General features: G+C 65.8%; 17 protein-coding genes. 15 read left to right on the top strand and 2 right to left on the bottom strand.

Annotated features, from left to right (window positions below; all coding sequences use genetic code 11):
• Positions 1-4 precede the first annotated feature (4 nt).
• From NPS58_RS21180 to NPS58_RS21115, 14 genes are read left to right on the top strand one after another with little or no spacing between them, the layout of a single operon-like run.
• Entirely contained in the window at positions 5-259 is a 255-nt protein-coding gene (locus NPS58_RS21180; RefSeq protein ID WP_274117234.1) for an acyl carrier protein, read from the top strand.
• The gene (locus tag NPS58_RS21175; RefSeq protein ID WP_274117233.1) at positions 256-801 is read left to right on the top strand and encodes a hypothetical protein; all 546 of its coding nucleotides are present in this window, start codon (positions 256-258) and stop codon (positions 799-801) included. The genes NPS58_RS21180 and NPS58_RS21175 overlap by 4 nt, the downstream gene beginning before the upstream one ends.
• The gene (locus tag NPS58_RS21170) at positions 798-2,477 is read left to right on the top strand and encodes an AMP-binding protein (RefSeq protein ID WP_274117232.1); all 1,680 of its coding nucleotides are present in this window, start codon (positions 798-800) and stop codon (positions 2,475-2,477) included. The genes NPS58_RS21175 and NPS58_RS21170 overlap by 4 nt, the downstream gene beginning before the upstream one ends.
• Entirely contained in the window at positions 2,470-3,204 is a 735-nt protein-coding gene (locus tag NPS58_RS21165; protein WP_274117231.1) for a glycosyltransferase family 2 protein, read from the top strand. The genes NPS58_RS21170 and NPS58_RS21165 overlap by 8 nt, the downstream gene beginning before the upstream one ends.
• Positions 3,201-4,139, top strand: a complete 939-nt coding sequence (locus tag NPS58_RS21160; protein WP_274117230.1) for a glycosyl transferase — start codon at positions 3,201-3,203, stop codon at positions 4,137-4,139. The genes NPS58_RS21165 and NPS58_RS21160 overlap by 4 nt, the downstream gene beginning before the upstream one ends.
• A complete protein-coding gene (locus tag NPS58_RS21155; protein ID WP_274117229.1) occupies positions 4,120-5,667 on the top strand; it encodes an HAL/PAL/TAL family ammonia-lyase in 1,548 nt (515 codons plus the stop codon). Before NPS58_RS21160 ends, NPS58_RS21155 begins: the two co-directional genes overlap by 20 nt.
• The gene (locus NPS58_RS21150; protein ID WP_274117228.1) at positions 5,657-6,082 is read left to right on the top strand and encodes an acyl-CoA thioesterase; all 426 of its coding nucleotides are present in this window, start codon (positions 5,657-5,659) and stop codon (positions 6,080-6,082) included. The genes NPS58_RS21155 and NPS58_RS21150 overlap by 11 nt, the downstream gene beginning before the upstream one ends.
• Complete coding sequence (locus NPS58_RS21145; protein WP_274117226.1) at positions 6,079-6,681, top strand: outer membrane lipoprotein carrier protein LolA; 603 nt, start codon at positions 6,079-6,081, stop codon at positions 6,679-6,681. The genes NPS58_RS21150 and NPS58_RS21145 overlap by 4 nt, the downstream gene beginning before the upstream one ends.
• The gene (locus NPS58_RS21140) at positions 6,671-8,986 is read left to right on the top strand and encodes an MMPL family transporter (protein ID WP_274117225.1); all 2,316 of its coding nucleotides are present in this window, start codon (positions 6,671-6,673) and stop codon (positions 8,984-8,986) included. The genes NPS58_RS21145 and NPS58_RS21140 overlap by 11 nt, the downstream gene beginning before the upstream one ends.
• A complete protein-coding gene (locus NPS58_RS21135; protein ID WP_274117224.1) occupies positions 8,983-9,468 on the top strand; it encodes a hypothetical protein in 486 nt (161 codons plus the stop codon). Before NPS58_RS21140 ends, NPS58_RS21135 begins: the two co-directional genes overlap by 4 nt.
• A complete protein-coding gene (locus NPS58_RS21130) occupies positions 9,465-10,664 on the top strand; it encodes a beta-ketoacyl-[acyl-carrier-protein] synthase family protein (RefSeq protein ID WP_274117223.1) in 1,200 nt (399 codons plus the stop codon). Before NPS58_RS21135 ends, NPS58_RS21130 begins: the two co-directional genes overlap by 4 nt.
• Positions 10,661-11,131: a hotdog family protein gene (locus NPS58_RS21125; RefSeq protein WP_274117222.1), complete on the top strand. Its 471-nt coding sequence runs from the start codon at positions 10,661-10,663 to the stop codon at positions 11,129-11,131. The genes NPS58_RS21130 and NPS58_RS21125 overlap by 4 nt, the downstream gene beginning before the upstream one ends.
• Positions 11,124-11,852 (top strand): 3-oxoacyl-ACP reductase FabG, encoded by a 729-nt coding sequence (gene fabG, locus NPS58_RS21120; protein WP_274117221.1) that lies wholly within the window; start codon positions 11,124-11,126, stop codon positions 11,850-11,852. Before NPS58_RS21125 ends, fabG begins: the two co-directional genes overlap by 8 nt.
• Positions 11,852-13,078 carry a beta-ketoacyl-ACP synthase gene (locus NPS58_RS21115; RefSeq protein WP_274117220.1) on the top strand — a complete coding sequence of 409 codons (1,227 nt, stop codon included), beginning with the start codon at positions 11,852-11,854 and terminating at the stop codon, positions 13,076-13,078. The genes fabG and NPS58_RS21115 overlap by 1 nt, the downstream gene beginning before the upstream one ends.
• A gap of 4 nt (positions 13,079-13,082) precedes the next feature.
• On the opposite strand, the gene NPS58_RS21110 is transcribed toward NPS58_RS21115, so the two are convergent.
• A complete protein-coding gene (locus NPS58_RS21110; RefSeq protein ID WP_274117219.1) occupies positions 13,083-13,988 on the bottom strand; it encodes a LysR family transcriptional regulator in 906 nt (301 codons plus the stop codon).
• Positions 13,989-14,140: 152 nt separating this feature from the next.
• On the opposite strand from NPS58_RS21110, the gene NPS58_RS21105 reads away from it, so the two are divergent.
• The gene (locus tag NPS58_RS21105) at positions 14,141-15,367 is read left to right on the top strand and encodes an MFS transporter (protein WP_425313108.1); all 1,227 of its coding nucleotides are present in this window, start codon (positions 14,141-14,143) and stop codon (positions 15,365-15,367) included.
• A 60-nt stretch (positions 15,368-15,427) separates the two neighbouring features.
• Here the strand turns inward: NPS58_RS21105 and NPS58_RS21100 are convergent, their stop codons facing one another.
• Positions 15,428-15,775, bottom strand: coding sequence for a YgiW/YdeI family stress tolerance OB fold protein (locus NPS58_RS21100; protein WP_274117217.1), 348 nt, complete (start codon positions 15,773-15,775; stop codon positions 15,428-15,430).
• Between the last annotated feature and the right edge of the window lie 69 nt (positions 15,776-15,844).

Raw genomic sequence — 15,844 nt, 5'->3', positions numbered from 1 at the left:
CACCATGCAAACCCGCGAAGACATCTTCAACACCCTGCGCGATGCGCTGGTCGAACTGTTCGAACTGGAGCCCGAGCGCATCCGCCTGGACTCGAACCTGTACAAGGACCTGGAAATCGACAGCATCGACGCGGTCGACCTGCTCGATCACATCAAACGCCAAACCGGCAAGAAAATCACCGCCGAAGACTTCAAGGCGGTGCGTACCGTCAATGACGTGGTCGAGGCGGTGTACCGCCTGGTCAGCCCGGCGGCATGAAGCACTTGATCGGCCTTGGCCTGGTCGTGGCCGGTCTGCTGTACCCCTTTGCGGTGTATTTCGGCATGGCCCATTTTGCCCCCTGGCAATTCGGCCTGTTGCTGGCAGCGCTGTGGCTGGCCCGCTCGCTGAGCGAACCACGCCGGCCTGGCGGCCACTGGATGGCAACGGTTGCCATCGGCTTCTGTGCTGTGCTGGCGCTGCTCGACAGCCCGGCGCTGCTGCGCTGGTACCCGGTACTGATCAACGCCTGCCTACTCGGCCTGTTCGGCCTGAGCCTGAAGTTCGGCCCGCCCGTGGTCGAGCGCCTGGCACGGCTGCGGGAACCCGAGCTGCCGGACGCCGCCATCCGCTATACCCGCCAGGTCACCCAAGTGTGGTGCGTGTTCTTCCTGGCCAACGGCCTGGTTGCCATGGCGCTGACGCTGTGGGCGCCGCTGAGCTGGTGGACCCTGTACAACGGCCTGATCGCCTATGGCTTGATGGGTCTGCTATTTGCCATTGAATGGCTGGTAAGGCAACGCGTGCGAGGACGTTCATGACCTGGTTGAACCTTGAGCAACTCCTGCACCCGGCACCTGCGCCGCGCCCGGTCACCTTCGACCCGGCGCTGGAGCATGCCACGCTCTGCGGCCAGGCCCTGCAACTGGCCGCAGGCCTTCGGCGCCGTGGGGTGCGCCGCCTGGCCGTACACCTGGAAGATGCCGCCGAGCTGGCCATCGCCCTGCTCGGGGCCTGGCGCGCCGGCGTGCAGGTGCTCCTGCCCGCCGACCTGCAGCCCCAGACCCGCCTGCGCTGGCACGACGCCGTCGACCTGTGGATCAGCGACCAGGCGCAGGACCAGGCACTCGAAACGCTGTACGAAACGCCCCTGACTGCCGCCGACCTCGACCTGGACACCTGCCACCTGAGCCTGTGTACCTCCGGCTCCAGTGGCGAGCCCAAGCGCATCGACAAGACCCTGCGTCAGCTGGCCAACGAAGTACTGGCCCTGGAGCACTGCTGGGGCGCCGAACTGGGCAGTGCCTGCATCATCGGCAGCGTCGCCGCCCAGCACATCTACGGCCTGCTGTTTCGCGTGCTCTGGCCGCTGTGTGCCGGGCGCCCGTTCCTGCGTCGTCAATTGCCCTTCCCCGAAGACCTTCAGCGTGCCAGCCGCCAGCATCCGGCCTTTGCCTGGGTCGCCAGCCCCGCCCTGCTCAAGCGCATGGGTGACAACCTCGACTGGCCGGCCCTGAGCCAGGTACGCCGGGTGTTTTCCTCCGGCGGCGAATTACCCGCAGGTGCCGCACACGTCTTGCAGCAACGCCTGGGGCAGTGGCCAACGGAGATTCTCGGCAGTTCCGAGACGGGCGGCATCGCCTGGCGCCAGGGCGACAACCTGTGGCAGCCGTTCGCCGGGGTGCGCCTGGGGCAGAACGCCGACGGCGCATTGCGCATCGAGTCGCCCTACCTGCCCGTCGGCCATGTCGAGCAAAGCGCCGACGCCGTCGAATTCGCCGCCGACGGACGCTTTCGTTTGCTCGGGCGCCTGGATCGCATCGTCAAACTCGAAGAAAAGCGCATCTCGTTGCCCATGCTGGAAAAGGCCCTGCTCGAACATCCCTGGGTAGCGGATGCGCGGCTTGCCGTGGTCCAGGAAAGCCGTGCCTCGCTGGGCGCCTTGCTGGTGCTCAGCGCGGCCGGGCTGCATGCCTTGCGCAACCTGGGACGACGGGCGATCACCGAAGGCTTGCGTACGCACCTGGGCCAGCATTGCGAAACCCTGGCCCTGCCCCGACGCTGGCGCCTGCTGCGTCAACTACCCTTCAACAGCCAGGGCAAGCTGCCCCAGGTCGAGGTCGAAAGCCTGCTGATGGCTCCACGCCCAACCGGTCCCGAGGTCATCAGCCAGGCCCGGCATGGCACCGAACTGCACCTTGAGGTGGCGGTGTCGGCGGATCTGGCCTACTTCAACGGCCACTTTCCACAGACACCGGTACTACCGGGGGTGGTGCAGGTGGACTGGGCCATCGAACTGGGCCAGGTCCTGCTGGACTGTCCTCGACGCTTTGTCGGCATGGAAGTGATCAAGTTCCAGCGCGTGGTACGCCCCGGTGACCTGCTGGTGCTGCAGCTGCGATTCGACAGCGAGCGCGGCAAGCTCTATTTCACCTACAGCAACGCCGGTGAAACCTGCTCCAGCGGCCGCATCGTGCTGGAGGCCATCGGTGCATAGGCCCTGTGCGGTGATCCCGGTCTACAACCATGAACGCGCCGTACCGACGGTGGTCGCCGAACTGCTCGCTGCGGGCCTGCCCTGCGTGCTGGTCGACGATGCCAGCAGCCCTGCCTGCACTGCGGTGCTGCACCAACTGGCCGAGCACGAGCGGGTGCACCTGGTGTCACTTGCGGTCAACCAGGGCAAGGGCGGCGCCGTCATGGCCGGCCTGCGCGAGGCGGTGCACCTCGGCTTTACCCATGCCCTGCAGGTGGACGCCGATGGCCAGCACGACCTGGCCGATGTGCGCGGTTTTCTCGAACACTCCGAGGCGTACCCGCAGGCGCTGATCTGCGGCTACCCACAGTTCGACGCCAGTGTGCCCAAAGGCCGGCTGTATGCCCGCTACCTCACCCATGTGTGGGTGTGGATCAACACCCTGTCCCTGCAGATCCGCGACTCTATGTGCGGCTTTCGCGTCTACCCCCTGACGCCCGTGCTGGCACTGATCGATTCGGTGCAGTTGGGCAAGCGCATGGACTTCGACACGGAAATTCTCGTGCGCCTGGCCTGGCGCAACCAGCCGATGCGCTGGCTGCCGACGCGGGTGCACTACCCGGCCGACGGCCTGTCGCACTTTCGCCTGGTCCACGACAACGCGCTGATTTCACGGATGCACGCCAAGCTGTTCTTCGGCATGTTGCTGCGCGCCCCGGTGATTCTCTGGCGGCGGTGGCTGGCATGAGGCGCAGTGAACAGCACTGGGCCGAGCAGCAGGAACGGGGCAGCTTCTGGCTGATGAAACTGACCGCCCTGGGCACCCGGCTGCTGGGCCGGCGGCTGCTCAGCCCGATCCTCTATGGCGTGGTGCTGTACTTCTTCTTGTTCGGCCGACGAGCCCGTCGCAGCGCCTGGCAGTACCAGCAGCGCCTGGCCGATTGGAGCGCACGCCCCGACTTGCGCCCCAGCCACAGGCGGGTGTTCGGCCAGTTCATGGCGTTTGCCGATGCCTTGCTCGACAAGCTCGACGTCTGGAATGGCAAACTGCGCCTGGAGCAGATCGAGATCATTGACCCGGCCCAACTGCGCCAGCAGTTGCGCGGCGAGCGCGGACAGATGCTGGTCGGCGCCCACCTGGGCAACCTTGAAGTCTGTCGCGCCCTGGCCGAGCTGGGCGAACAGGTCACCATGAACGTACTGGTGCACACCAAGCATGCCGAGCGCTTCAACCGCCTGCTCGGCGAAGCCGGGGCCAGCCACCTGCGCCTGATCCAGGTCAGCGAGCTTGACCCGGCGATCATGCTGCAACTGAGCGAACGCCTGGAGCGCGGCGAATGGCTGGCGATTGCCGGTGATCGCGTCCCGCTGCACGGCGCGCGTACCGTGGAGGTAGACTTCCTCGGTCACCCGGCAGCATTTCCCCAAGGCCCGTGGCTGTTGGCCGGCCTGCTCAAGTGCCCACTCAACCTGCTGTTCGGCCTCAAGCAGCAAGGACGCTACCAGGTGACGCTCGAACCCTTCGCCAGCGCCATCGAATGGCGCCGTGGCCAGCGCGAGCAGGTAATCGCCGACTGGGCCGGCCGCTACGCCGAACGCCTGGGGCACTACTGCCTGCAAGCGCCGCAGCAATGGTTCAATTTCTACCCTTTCTGGAAGACCGATGACGATGCCCGTGCATGAGCCTGTGACCTTCGGCGAGTCGCCGCTTGCGATCGAAGACGTTCTGGCCCTGGCCCACCACCAGGCCCCAACACGCCTGCAGGACGACACCCCCTACCGTGCCCGCATCGCCCGTGGCGCGCAGTTTCTCGACACCTTGCTACACAAGGAAGGGGTGATCTACGGCGTTACCACCGGCTATGGCGACTCGTGCGTGGTGGCAGTGCCGCTGGAGCATGTCGAGGCCCTGCCCCGGCACCTGTTCACCTTCCACGGCTGTGGCCTGGGGCGGATGCTGGATGCGCCTTCGACCCGTGCGGTGCTGGCCGCGCGGTTGCAGTCGCTTTGCCAGGGAGTGTCGGGGGTGCGGGTGGAACTGCTGGAACGCTTGCAGGCCTTCCTGGCCCACGACATCTTGCCGTTGATTCCGGAAGAAGGCTCGGTGGGCGCCAGCGGCGACCTGACGCCGCTGTCTTATGTCGCCGCGACCCTGTCGGGGGAACGCGAGGTCATGTACCACGGCGAGCGCCGCAGCGCCGCGGACGTCCACCGTGAAATGGGGTGGCAGCCTTTGGTGCTACGCCCCAAGGAGGCCCTGGCGCTGATGAACGGCACCGCCGTGATGACCGGCCTCGCCTGCCTGGCCTTCGCCCGCGCCGACTACCTGCTCAAGCTGGCCACCCGCATCACGGCCCTGAACGTGGTAGCCCTGCAGGGCAATCCGGAGCACTTCGACGAGCGCCTGTTCGCCGCCAAACCGCACTCCGGGCAGATGCAGGTCGCCGCGTGGCTGCGCCAGGACCTGGCCATCGACGCCCCCACCGCGCCGCTGCACCGCTTGCAGGACCGCTACTCGCTGCGCTGCGCGCCGCATGTGCTGGGCGTGCTGGCCGATAGCCTGGGCTGGTTGCGCGGCTTCATCGAGACCGAACTCAACAGCGCCAACGACAACCCGATCATCGACGCCGAGGCCGAACGGGTGCTGCACGGCGGGCATTTCTACGGCGGGCACATCGCCTTCGCCATGGACAGCCTGAAGACCCTGGTGGCCAATGTCGCCGACCTGCTCGACCGCCAGTTCGCCCTGCTGGTGGACGTGCGCTACAACCACGGCCTGCCCAGCAACCTGTCGGGCGCCAGCGCCGAACGGAGCATGCTCAACCATGGCTTCAAGGCCGTGCAGATCGGCGCCAGCGCATGGACCGCCGAAGCCCTCAAGCAGACGATGCCGGCCAGCGTGTTCTCCCGCTCCACCGAGTGCCACAACCAGGACAAAGTGAGCATGGGCACCATCGCTGCCCGTGATGCCTTGCGTGTACTGGAGCTGACCGAACAGGTGGCCGCCGCCACCTTGCTGGCAGCCCACCAAGGGGTATGGCTACGCAGCCGCGAGGCCGAGGCCCGCGAACTGCCACCGGCCCTGGCCGCCATGCACCAGGAACTGCTGGGCGACTTCGCCCCGGTCATCGAGGACCGCGCGCTCGATAGCGACCTGCGCCTGTGCCTGACCCGAATTGCCGAACAACACTGGAGGCTGCATGCGCAGTAAGGGAGTGCTGCACGTCGACACCGAAGTGCAGGTGCCGTTTTTTGATGTCGACAGCATGCAGGTGGTCTGGCATGGCCACTACGTCAAATACCTCGAGGTGGCGCGTTGTGCGCTGCTCGACCGGCTCGACCACAACTACCTGCAGATGCGCGACTCGGGCTATATGTGGCCAGTGATCGACCTGCAACTGCGCTACGTGCGCGGGGCCGTGTTCGGCCAGCGCCTTAACGTGCGCGCAAGCCTGGTGGAATGGGAGAGCCGCCTGAAGATCAACTACCTGATCAGCGACGTCGTCACCGGCGAGCGCATGACCCGCGCCAGCTCGGTCCAGGTGGCGGTAGACATCGCCAGCGGCGAGATGCAGCTGGCCTCGCCCCAGGCCATGCTCGATGCCGTGGCCAGGGTGCTCGCATGAAAGCCCTGCTGCGCAGCCTGCTGTGCGCCACTCTAATGCTCGCCGCCGGCCTGGCCCAGGCGTTTGGCCTGGATGAGCTGAGCAAGCAGCTCGGTGAGCCGGCAGTGGTCAAGGGCCCGTTCATCCAGGAAAAACACCTGCGCGCCCTGCCCCAGCCCCTGGTGAGCAAGGGTCAGTTCGTCCTGGCCCGCGATCACGGTTTGCTCTGGCTGCTGCAAGCGCCCCTCAAGCAGGACTACCGCCTCGACGCCCAGGGCATCTCGCGCCGTGATCCGGATGGCTGGCAGACGCTGCCGAACAAGAGCGCCGGGGCCGAGCAGAACCGGTTGTTCTTCGCCGTGCTGCAAGGTGACAGCAGCGGCCTGCAGCGCGACTTCGAGCTCAGCCTGCAAGGCGATGCGCAGCACTGGCAACTGCGCCTGACACCCCGCTCGATGCTGCTCAAGCAAGTGTTCAAGCAGATCGACATCGACGGCGGCCAATTTGTGGAGCGCATCCAGATGCTCGAAACCCAGGGCGACAGCACGGTGTTGCGCATGCCCGCGAGCAGCAGCGCCAATGCACTGAGTGACACGGAGCGCCGCGACTTTGCCAAGTGAGCGCGTGTTGCCACGACTGTTCCTGGTGCTGCTGGTAGCGGTCCTGGCCCTGGCCGGCTGGCAGTGGCATCGCGGCGCGCCCCTCAATGCCGACCTGATGACCCTGGTACCCGGCGCCGCCCAGGACCCACTGGTAAAACGCGCGGAACAACGCATGCAGGCGCCGCTGAACCGCGAGATGCTGGTGCTGGTGGGGCACCCGCAACGCGACCAGGCCATTGCCGTTGCCAGGCACCTGGGTGAGCAGTGGCAGGCCAGCGGCGTGTTCACCAAGGTGCAATGGAACGTGCAGGCCGACCTGCAGGCAGTACGGGCACAACTGCTGCAAGGCCGCCTGGCGATGCTGTCGCGCGACGACCGCCAGGCCCTTATCGACGACCCACAGGGTTTTCTCGAAGAGCGCGTGCAAAGCCTCTACGACCCGTTTGCCGGCATGAGCCTGGTGCCCAGCCAGGACGACTGGCTGGGCCTGACCGCACGCATCCAGCGTAGCCAGCCACGCCCTGCTGCCGTGCAACTGGACACCGCCAGCGGTGCCCTGCTGGCCGAGGCCGACGGCCAGACCTGGGTGTTGCTGCGGGCCCACACCCAGGGAAATGCCTTCGATGTGCACCTGCCGATGCAAGTGGCTGCCTTGCTCGACAGCAGCCGCCGGCAAGCCCACGCACAAGGCGCCACGTTGCTGGCTGCAAGCGGCCTGTTGTACGCCGCCAACGGCCAGCGCCAGGCCAGCCAGGAAATCACCTGGGTCGGTGGCGGCGCTACGGTCGGCATCGTGCTGCTGTTGCTGCTGGCATTCCGGCGCCTGCGCGTGCTGCTGGCACTGGTGCCGGTGATGGTCGGCATGCTGTTCGGCGCGGTGGCCTGTGTTGCTCTGTTCGGCCAAATGCATGTGATCACCCTGGTACTGGGTTCCAGCCTGATCGGCGTGGCGGTGGACTATCCGCTGCACTACCTGTCGAAAAGCTGGAGCCTGCGACCCTGGCAGGCCTGGCCAGCCCTGCGCCTGACCCTGTCGGGGCTGAGCCTGAGCCTGGTTACCAGTTGCATCGGCTACCTGGCGCTGGCCTTCACCCCCTTTGCCGCGCTGACCCAGATCGCCGTATTCTCCGCCGCCGGCCTGCTCGGCGCCTACCTCAGTGCGGTGTGCCTGCTGCCGGCGCTGCTCAAGGGCATGAACCTGCAACCGGCGCAGTGGCCGCTGCAGGTTGCGCAGTGGCTGATGGACCTGCGCAGCCGGCTGCTGGCCAAGGTGCCCAGCCCGGCCCTGCTCGGCCTGATGCTCCTGTTTTGCGCCGCCGGCCTGTGGCAGCTGGACAGTCGTAACGATATCCGCCAGTGGGTCGACGGCTCGCCGCAACTGCTCGATGAAGCCCGCGCCGTAGCGCGCATTACCGGCTACCAGCCCACCAGCCAGTTCTACCTGGTGCGAGGCGCCGACCAGGGCGAATTGCTCGATCGCCTGCATGCCCTGGGCGAACGTCTCGACGAGTTGGTCGAAACCGACAAGCTCAAGGGCTACCTGGCGCTTGACCAACTGGTCGCCAGCACCGCCGAACAACAGCAATTGCGCGATGCGCTGGGCAAGCTGCCCGAGCATTGGCAGCCGCTGCTGGCCCTGGGCGTGCCACAAGGCGCGCTGCAGGCCGAGTTGAGTCAGCTGCAGGCACTGCCCCCCCTGGACATCGACCACGCCCTCGGCGGCCCGCTGAGCGAGCCCTGGCGCACCTTGTGGCTGGGCACCGACGACCAGGGGGTTGCAGCCATCGTCAGCTTGCAGGGGCTGAGTGACCCGGCCTTGCTGCAACTGCAGGCCAATGACCTGGCAGGCGTCCAACTGGTGGATCGCCTCGGCGAGTTGAACCGGGTATTCGCCGCCACGCAGATCAGCGCCGCCGAGCTCAAGTTGTTGTCCTGTGCATTGATCGTGGTGCTGCTGATTGTTCCGTTCGGCATGGGTGGCGCCCTGCGTATCGTGGCCCTGCCCTTGCTGGCAGCCTTGTGCAGCCTGGCCAGCCTCGGCTGGCTGGGCCAGCCGCTGACCCTGTTCAGCTTGTTCGGGCTGTTGCTGGTCACCGCCATCAGCGTCGACTACGCCATCCTCATGCACGAACAGATTGGCGGCGCTGCGGTCAGCCTGCTGGGGACCTTGCTGGCCGCTACCACCACGTGGCTGTCGTTCGGCCTGCTGGCGGTGTCCCGTACGCCGGCAGTGAGCAATTTTGGCCTGGCCGTGAGCCTGGGGCTGGTGTTCAGCTTCCTCCTGGCGCCCTGGGCCGCCACCCGCCACAAGGAGCATCCATGACACGCCTGCTGCTGGCATTGGCCTTGGTCCTGCTCGGCGCCTGCACCAGCCAGCCACCGCTGCCCGAACAGCTACCCGCACTGCCGCTGCCGATGCAGTTGCACATCCAGCGCGAGCAGGCCGGGCAACGCCAGGACTGGTTGCTGGTGATCCAGCAAGAGGGCAGCAGCCTGCGTTGGTCGATGCTCGATTTGCTGGGTATTCCCCAGGCGCGGCAATTGCTCGACGATGGCCAGTGGCAGGCTGACGGCCTGTTACCGCCCAACCCGGCGGCGCGGGAACTGTTTGCGGCCCTGCTGTTTGCCCTGACCCCCGACGCGCAGCTGCAACAGCGTTATCCTGAAGCACGCCAGCACGGCCAGCAGCGCTGGCTGGGCGAACGCTGGCGGGTCGACTACCGGCACGCCGACGACTTCACCTTGAACCTTGCGCAGGGCCTGCGTTATCTAGTCGGCCCACTGCCCAGCGAGACCCCGCCATGAGTGCTTTTCTCAATGCCCTGGGCCTGGTCTGTGCCCTTGGGCGCGATCAGGCCGACGTCGCCCGCCACCTGTTCGCCGGCGATTGCACCGGCGTGCGCGAAGAAGACGGCTGGGTGCCGCAGCGCCGCGTCCCGGTTGCGGCTGTACGCGGTGCCCTGCTGCCCTTGCCGGCCGAATTGCAACCACGGCACAGCCGCAACAACCAACTACTGTACGAGGCCTGCCTGCAGATTGCCCCACAGCTTGAACACGCCATTGCCCGTCATGGCCGGGATCGGGTCGCGATCGTTCTGGGCACCAGCACCTCAGGCATTGCCGAGGCGGGCGAAGGCATTGCCCATTACCTGCGCGAGCAGCAGTTTCCGCCCGGCTATGACTACGCCGAACAGGAACTCAGTGCGCCCGCCAGCTTCCTCGCCGACTGGCTGCAGCTGAACGGCCCGGCCTATGTCATCTCGACCGCATGCACCTCCAGTGCCCGCGCGCTGATGAGCGCCCGCCGCCTGCTCGACCTGGGCATGTGCGATGCAGTGATCTGCGGCGGTGTCGACAGCCTGTGCAAGCTCACCCTCAACGGTTTCAGTGCACTCGAGGCGGTCAGCGCAAAACGCTGCAACCCGTTTTCGGTCAACCGCAACGGCATCACCATTGGCGAAGCGGCCGTCGTGTTCCTGATGACCCGCGAGGCGAACCGCGAAGGCCCCACTGTCGCCTTGCTAGGCGCCGGCGCCAGCTCCGATGCGCACCATATCTCGGCGCCCGACCCGCAGGGCAAGGGCGCCTTGCAGGCCATGGCCAAGGCGCTGGACAATGCAGGCCTGCAGCCCGCCCAGATCGACTACCTGAACCTGCACGGCACCGCCACCGCGCACAACGACGCCATGGAGAGCCAGGCGGTGCATGCGCTGTTCGGCAGCCAGCTGGCCTGTTCTTCAAGCAAACCCATGACCGGCCATACCCTGGGTGCAGCCGGCGCACTGGAAGCGGCGTTCTGCTGGTTGAGCCTGTCGGCGCACAACCCCGACGGGCGCCTGGTGCCTCACGTCTGGGATGGCGCCATCGACCCGCAACTGCCGGCCCTGAACCTGGTCGATACCCGCCAGCGCCTACCAGCGGCAGGGCCACGGCGACTGATGAGCAACTCGTTCGCCTTCGGCGGCAACAATGTCAGCCTGATTCTCGGAGACGCGTCATGATCACCTGGCCCCTGGCCGAACTACTGCCCCATGCCGGCGACATGATCCTGATCGATGCGGTCGATACCTTCGACGAGGAGCAGGTGCACACCCACCTGACGGTACGCCCCGACGGGCTGTTCAACCGTGCCGACGGCAGCCTGCCCGCCTGGGTCGGCATCGAGCTGATGGCCCAGAGCGTTGCCGCCTTCGCCGGTTGCCGCGCCCGCGCCAAGGGCAAACCTGCAGGACTGGGCTTTCTGCTTGGCACCCGCAAGTTCGAATGCAATGTCGAGAGCTTTCCCGCCGGCACCGCGCTGCGTATCCATGCCCAACGCTCGCTCGAAGACGAGAACGGCATGGGTGTGTTCGAATGTCATCTGCACGGCCCTGGTATTCATGCCTCGGCCCGATTGAACGTATTCAGCCCGCCGCAGGCGGCCAGCTACCTGGCCGAACCAGGCCCGCAGGAGTCCACCCATGACTGACACCATCCTGGTTACCGGCTCCAGCCGCGGCATTGGCCGGGCCATCGCCCTGCGCCTGGCGCGCGCCGGTTTCGACCTGGTCCTGCATTGTCGCAGCGGCCGCAGCGAGGCCGAGGTCGTTGCCGATGAAGTCCGGGCGTTGGGCCGGCAGGCCCGGGTGCTGCAGTTCGACGTCGCCGACCGCGCAGCCTGCGCCGCCATCCTCAGCGACGATGTCGAAACCCATGGCGCGTACTACGGCGTGGTGTGCAACGCCGGCCTGACCCGTGACGGCGCCTTCCCGGCGCTTAGCGAAGACGACTGGGACCAGGTACTGCGCACCAACCTCGATGGTTTCTACAACGTGCTGCACCCGCTGATGATGCCGATGATCCGCCGTCGTGCCGCAGGCCGCATCGTTTGCATCACCTCGGTGTCCGGCATGATCGGCAACCGTGGCCAGGTCAACTACAGCGCCTCCAAGGCCGGTGTGATCGGCGCCGCCAAGGCCCTGGCCATTGAGCTGGCCAAGCGCAGGATCACCGTCAACTGCGTGGCGCCCGGGCTGATCGACACGGCCATGCTCGATGAGCATGTACCGGTCGATGAACTGTTGAAAATGATCCCCGCCCAACGCATGGGCACCCCGGAAGAAGTCGCAGGTGCGGTGAATTTCCTGATGTCTGCAGAGGCTGCGTACATCACCCGCCAGGTACTGGCCGTCAATGGAGGGCTGTGCTGATGAAACGCGTAGTGGTTACCGGCATGGCCGGCATCACCTCGTTGGGCAGCGACTGGGCGACCATCGCCGGGCACTTCTCCAACCACCGCAGCGGCATTCGCCGGATGCACGAGTGGGACCGCTTCGAGGAGCTCAATACGCGCCTGGCGGGCCCGGTCGATGATTTCGTGGTACCCGACGCCTGGACCCGCAAACAGCTGCGCAGCATGGGCCGGGTGTCGCGCCTGGCGGTGGCGGCGGCCGAGAAGGCCCTGCGCGATGCCGGCCTGCTGGACGACCCGATGATTCGCGACGGTCGCATGGGCGTGGCCTGTGGCTCGTCCACCGGCAGCACCGACGAGATGAAAACCTTCGGCAACATGCTGCTCAATTCGGTCGCCGAAGGCCTGAACGCCAACTCCTACGTGCGCATGATGCCGCACACCACCGCGGCCAACATCAGCATCTTCTTTGGCTTGACCGGACGCCTGATCCCCACCTCCAGTGCCTGTACCAGCGGCAGCCAGGGCATCGGCTACGCCTATGAAGCGATCAAGTTCGGACGCCTGCCGCTGATGCTCGCCGGTGGCGCCGAAGAGCTGTGCCCCACCGAGGCCATGGTGTTCGATGCGCTGTACGCCACCAGCCTGAAGAATGACGCCCCGCAGAGCACGCCCAGCCCCTACGACAGTGGCCGCGACGGCCTGGTGATCGGTGAAGGGGGCGGCATGCTGGTACTGGAAGAACTCGAACATGCCCTGGCCCGTGGCGCATACATTTATGCCGAGATCGTCGGTTTCGGTACCAACGCCGACGGCCAGCACACCACCCGCCCGGAACAGGTGACGATGCGCCGCGCCATGGAGCTGGCCCTCGACGACGCCCAGCTCGCGCCCGACGCCATCGGCTATGTGAATGGCCATGGCACCGCCACCGAGCAGGGCGACATCGCCGAAACCCTGGCCACCAGCAGCCTGTTCGGCCCGCGCATGCCGATCAGCTCGCAAAAGAGTTTCCTCGGTCACACCCTGGGCGCCTGCGGAGCGCTTGAATCGTGGTTCAGCATCGAGATGATGAACAGCGACCGTTACGTACACACCCTCAACCTGGTGAACATCGACCCGCAGTGCGGCGAGCTGGATTACCTGTGCGGCGACTGGCGAGCGATGAGCAACGAGTACGTGATGAACAACAATTTCGCCTTTGGCGGGGTCAATACCTCACTGATCTTCCGTCGCTGGCGCTGAGGCCTCAGCCCTTGGGCGCGGGCGCTTCGCATCCGCTGAGCAACGACACGAACGCCCGGGCCATGGCCGAGGTCGATTGGCGTCGTTGCACCACCCATACCGCTGTCATCGCATCACGGTCGAGCAAGGTCCGGTAGACCACGCCCTCCATGCGCATGCGCTGGAAGGAAGCCGGCAGCACCGACACCCCCAACCCCGCCGACACCAGGCCGATGATGGTCATCGCCTCGCTGGCCTCCTGGGCAAAATGCGGGCTGAAGCCTGCCTGCCGGGCCAGGCTCAGCAACTGCGCGTACAGGCCGCTGCCATAGCTGCGCGCAAAGAACACGAACGGCTCATTGGCCAGCGCCGCCATGTGCAGCCCGCCTTCGCTGCCGCGGGCCAACGGGTGAGTGGCGTTGATGATCGCGACCAGCGGCTCGCGCAACAACTCCGCGGCGACCAGGTTTTCCGGCAGCGCCAGCGGCCGCATCAGGCCGACGTCGATGCTTTCGTCCAACAGGGCGTCGGCCACCGCCTGGCTGCTCATTTCGTTCAGGTTCAGGTGCACGGCTGGAAAACGCTGGCGAAACGTATAGATCGCCGCCGAGATGCTCGAGTTGAACGGCGCCGAGGAGGTGAAGCCGATCTTCATCTCGCCCAACTCGCCCAGTTGCGCGCGACGGGCCACGTCGGCGGCCTTGTCGACCTGCGCCAGCACCCGGCGTGCCTCCTCCAGAAACAGCCGCCCTGCCTCGCTGAGTGCGACCCGACGATTGGTACGCTCGAACAGGCGTGCACCCAGTTCCTGTTCCAAGGCCTGGATCTGTTGGCTCAAGGGTGGCTGGGAGATCCCCAGTTGCTGGGCAGCACGGCCAAAATGCAGCTCTTCGGCCACGGCGATGAAATAGCGCAGGTGTCGCAGTTCCATGGGGCGCTCCAATAGGTCGCAGAACCTCTTAAACAGGTCGAACAATATATTGGAAATGATCATTAGCCAGCTATATGCTTTTTTCACTGCCTGCCAGGTTGTGACGCCCGAGGTCACCCGTGAAAACTGCTGTTGCTCCACTCGCCCACGACATCCCCCCCACCCCCATCGACGCACGCGTCGCGGTTACCGAAAGCTGGATCGAAAAAGGCACCCCAGCCTTTTTGCGCACGGTACTGGCGCTGTTCTGCGGCGGCTTTGCCACCTTTGCGTTGCTCTACTGCGTGCAGCCGATGATGCCCATGCTGTCCAAGGAATTTTCCATCAATGCGGCGCAAAGCAGCCTGATCCTTTCGGTGTCCACCGCCATGCTCGCGGTCGGGCTGCTGATCACCGGGCCGATTTCCGACCGCATCGGGCGCAAGCCGGTAATGGTGGCGGCACTGTTCTGCGCGGCCCTGTGCACGATTGTCAGCGCCCTGATGCCGAGCTGGCAGGCGGTGCTGCTGACCCGGGCGCTGCTGGGCCTGTCGCTCAGCGGGCTGGCCGCAGTGGCCATGACCTACCTGAGCGAAGAGATCCACCCGCAACACATCGGCCTGGCCATGGGCCTGTACATTGGCGGCAACGCCATCGGCGGCATGAGCGGCCGGCTGATCACCGGGGTACTGATCGACTTCGTCAGTTGGCACACGGCGCTGCTGGTCATCGGTAGCCTGGCGCTGATCGCTGCCGTGGTGTTCTGGAAGATACTTCCCGAATCACGCAACTTCCGCCCGCGTTCGCTCAACCCGCGCAGCCTGCTCGAAGGCTTCACCCTGCACTTTCGCGACGCCGGCCTGCCCTGGCTGTTCCTTGAAGCCTTCCTGTTGATGGGCGCCTTCGTCACCCTGTTCAACTACATCGGCTACCGCCTGCTGGCCGAGCCGTATCACATGAGCCAGGCACTGGTGGGCTTGCTGTCGGTGGTGTACCTGTCGGGCATCTACAGTTCGGCGCAGGTCGGCGCCCTGGCCGACAAGCTGGGCCGGCGCAAGGTGTTCTGGGCGACCATCGTGCTGATGTTCAGCGGCCTGCTGATGACCTTGTTCTCGCCCCTGCTGCTGGTGATCGTCGGCATGCTGGTGTTCACCTTCGGCTTCTTTGGCGCACATTCGGTGGCCAGCAGCTGGATCGGCCGACGCGCGACCCACGCCAAGGGGCAAGCGTCATCGCTCTACTTGTTCAGCTACTACGCGGGATCGAGTGTGGCCGGTACGGCCGGTGGGGTGTTCTGGCATCAGGCGGGGTGGAACGGCATCGGGCTGTTCATCGGCAGCCTGCTGGTGATGGCATTGCTGGTGGCGTTGCATTTGAGCCGGTTGCCGGCCAAGGCGTGAGATGCACATCGCGGGGCAAGCCGCTCCTACGGTAGGGGTGGGCTTGCCCCGCGAACAATTTCAGTTGACCACTTCAACCAGATCGACATCGATCTCGCGGCTCATCAACTTCTTCTCGACCTCACCCGTCAACTTGACCTTGGTCTTGTCGTTGAAAGGCACCGCCGGCATGTCTTCCTTGTCGATCTCGACGGTGATGGTGCCGGTGTTGTCCTTGAACTCGAACTTGTCATCGTTGTTCAGTTGCTTGACCACAAAACCCTGCAGTACCACCGGCGTGTCGTCAGCGGCATCGTTGGCGGCGGCAACGGTGGTCACCGGCTGGGCGCCTGGGCCGGTGTAGCCGGCGGCCAAGGCAGCGGTGCTGAACAGGGGGGCAAGCAGCAGGGCAAGGTAACGGGTTTTCATGGTGCAGATCCTGTTTGGGTTTCGATGAGGACAGATTACCCAGGCAGGCTGAATTGAACCTTAACCAGC

It is taken from the genome of Pseudomonas putida (assembly GCF_028682455.1).
GTDB classification, from domain to species: domain Bacteria; phylum Pseudomonadota; class Gammaproteobacteria; order Pseudomonadales; family Pseudomonadaceae; genus Aquipseudomonas; species Aquipseudomonas putida_AA.
The sequence above is the reverse complement of the archived record's forward strand: the minus strand, read 5'-3'. Positions and strand labels throughout refer to the sequence as shown.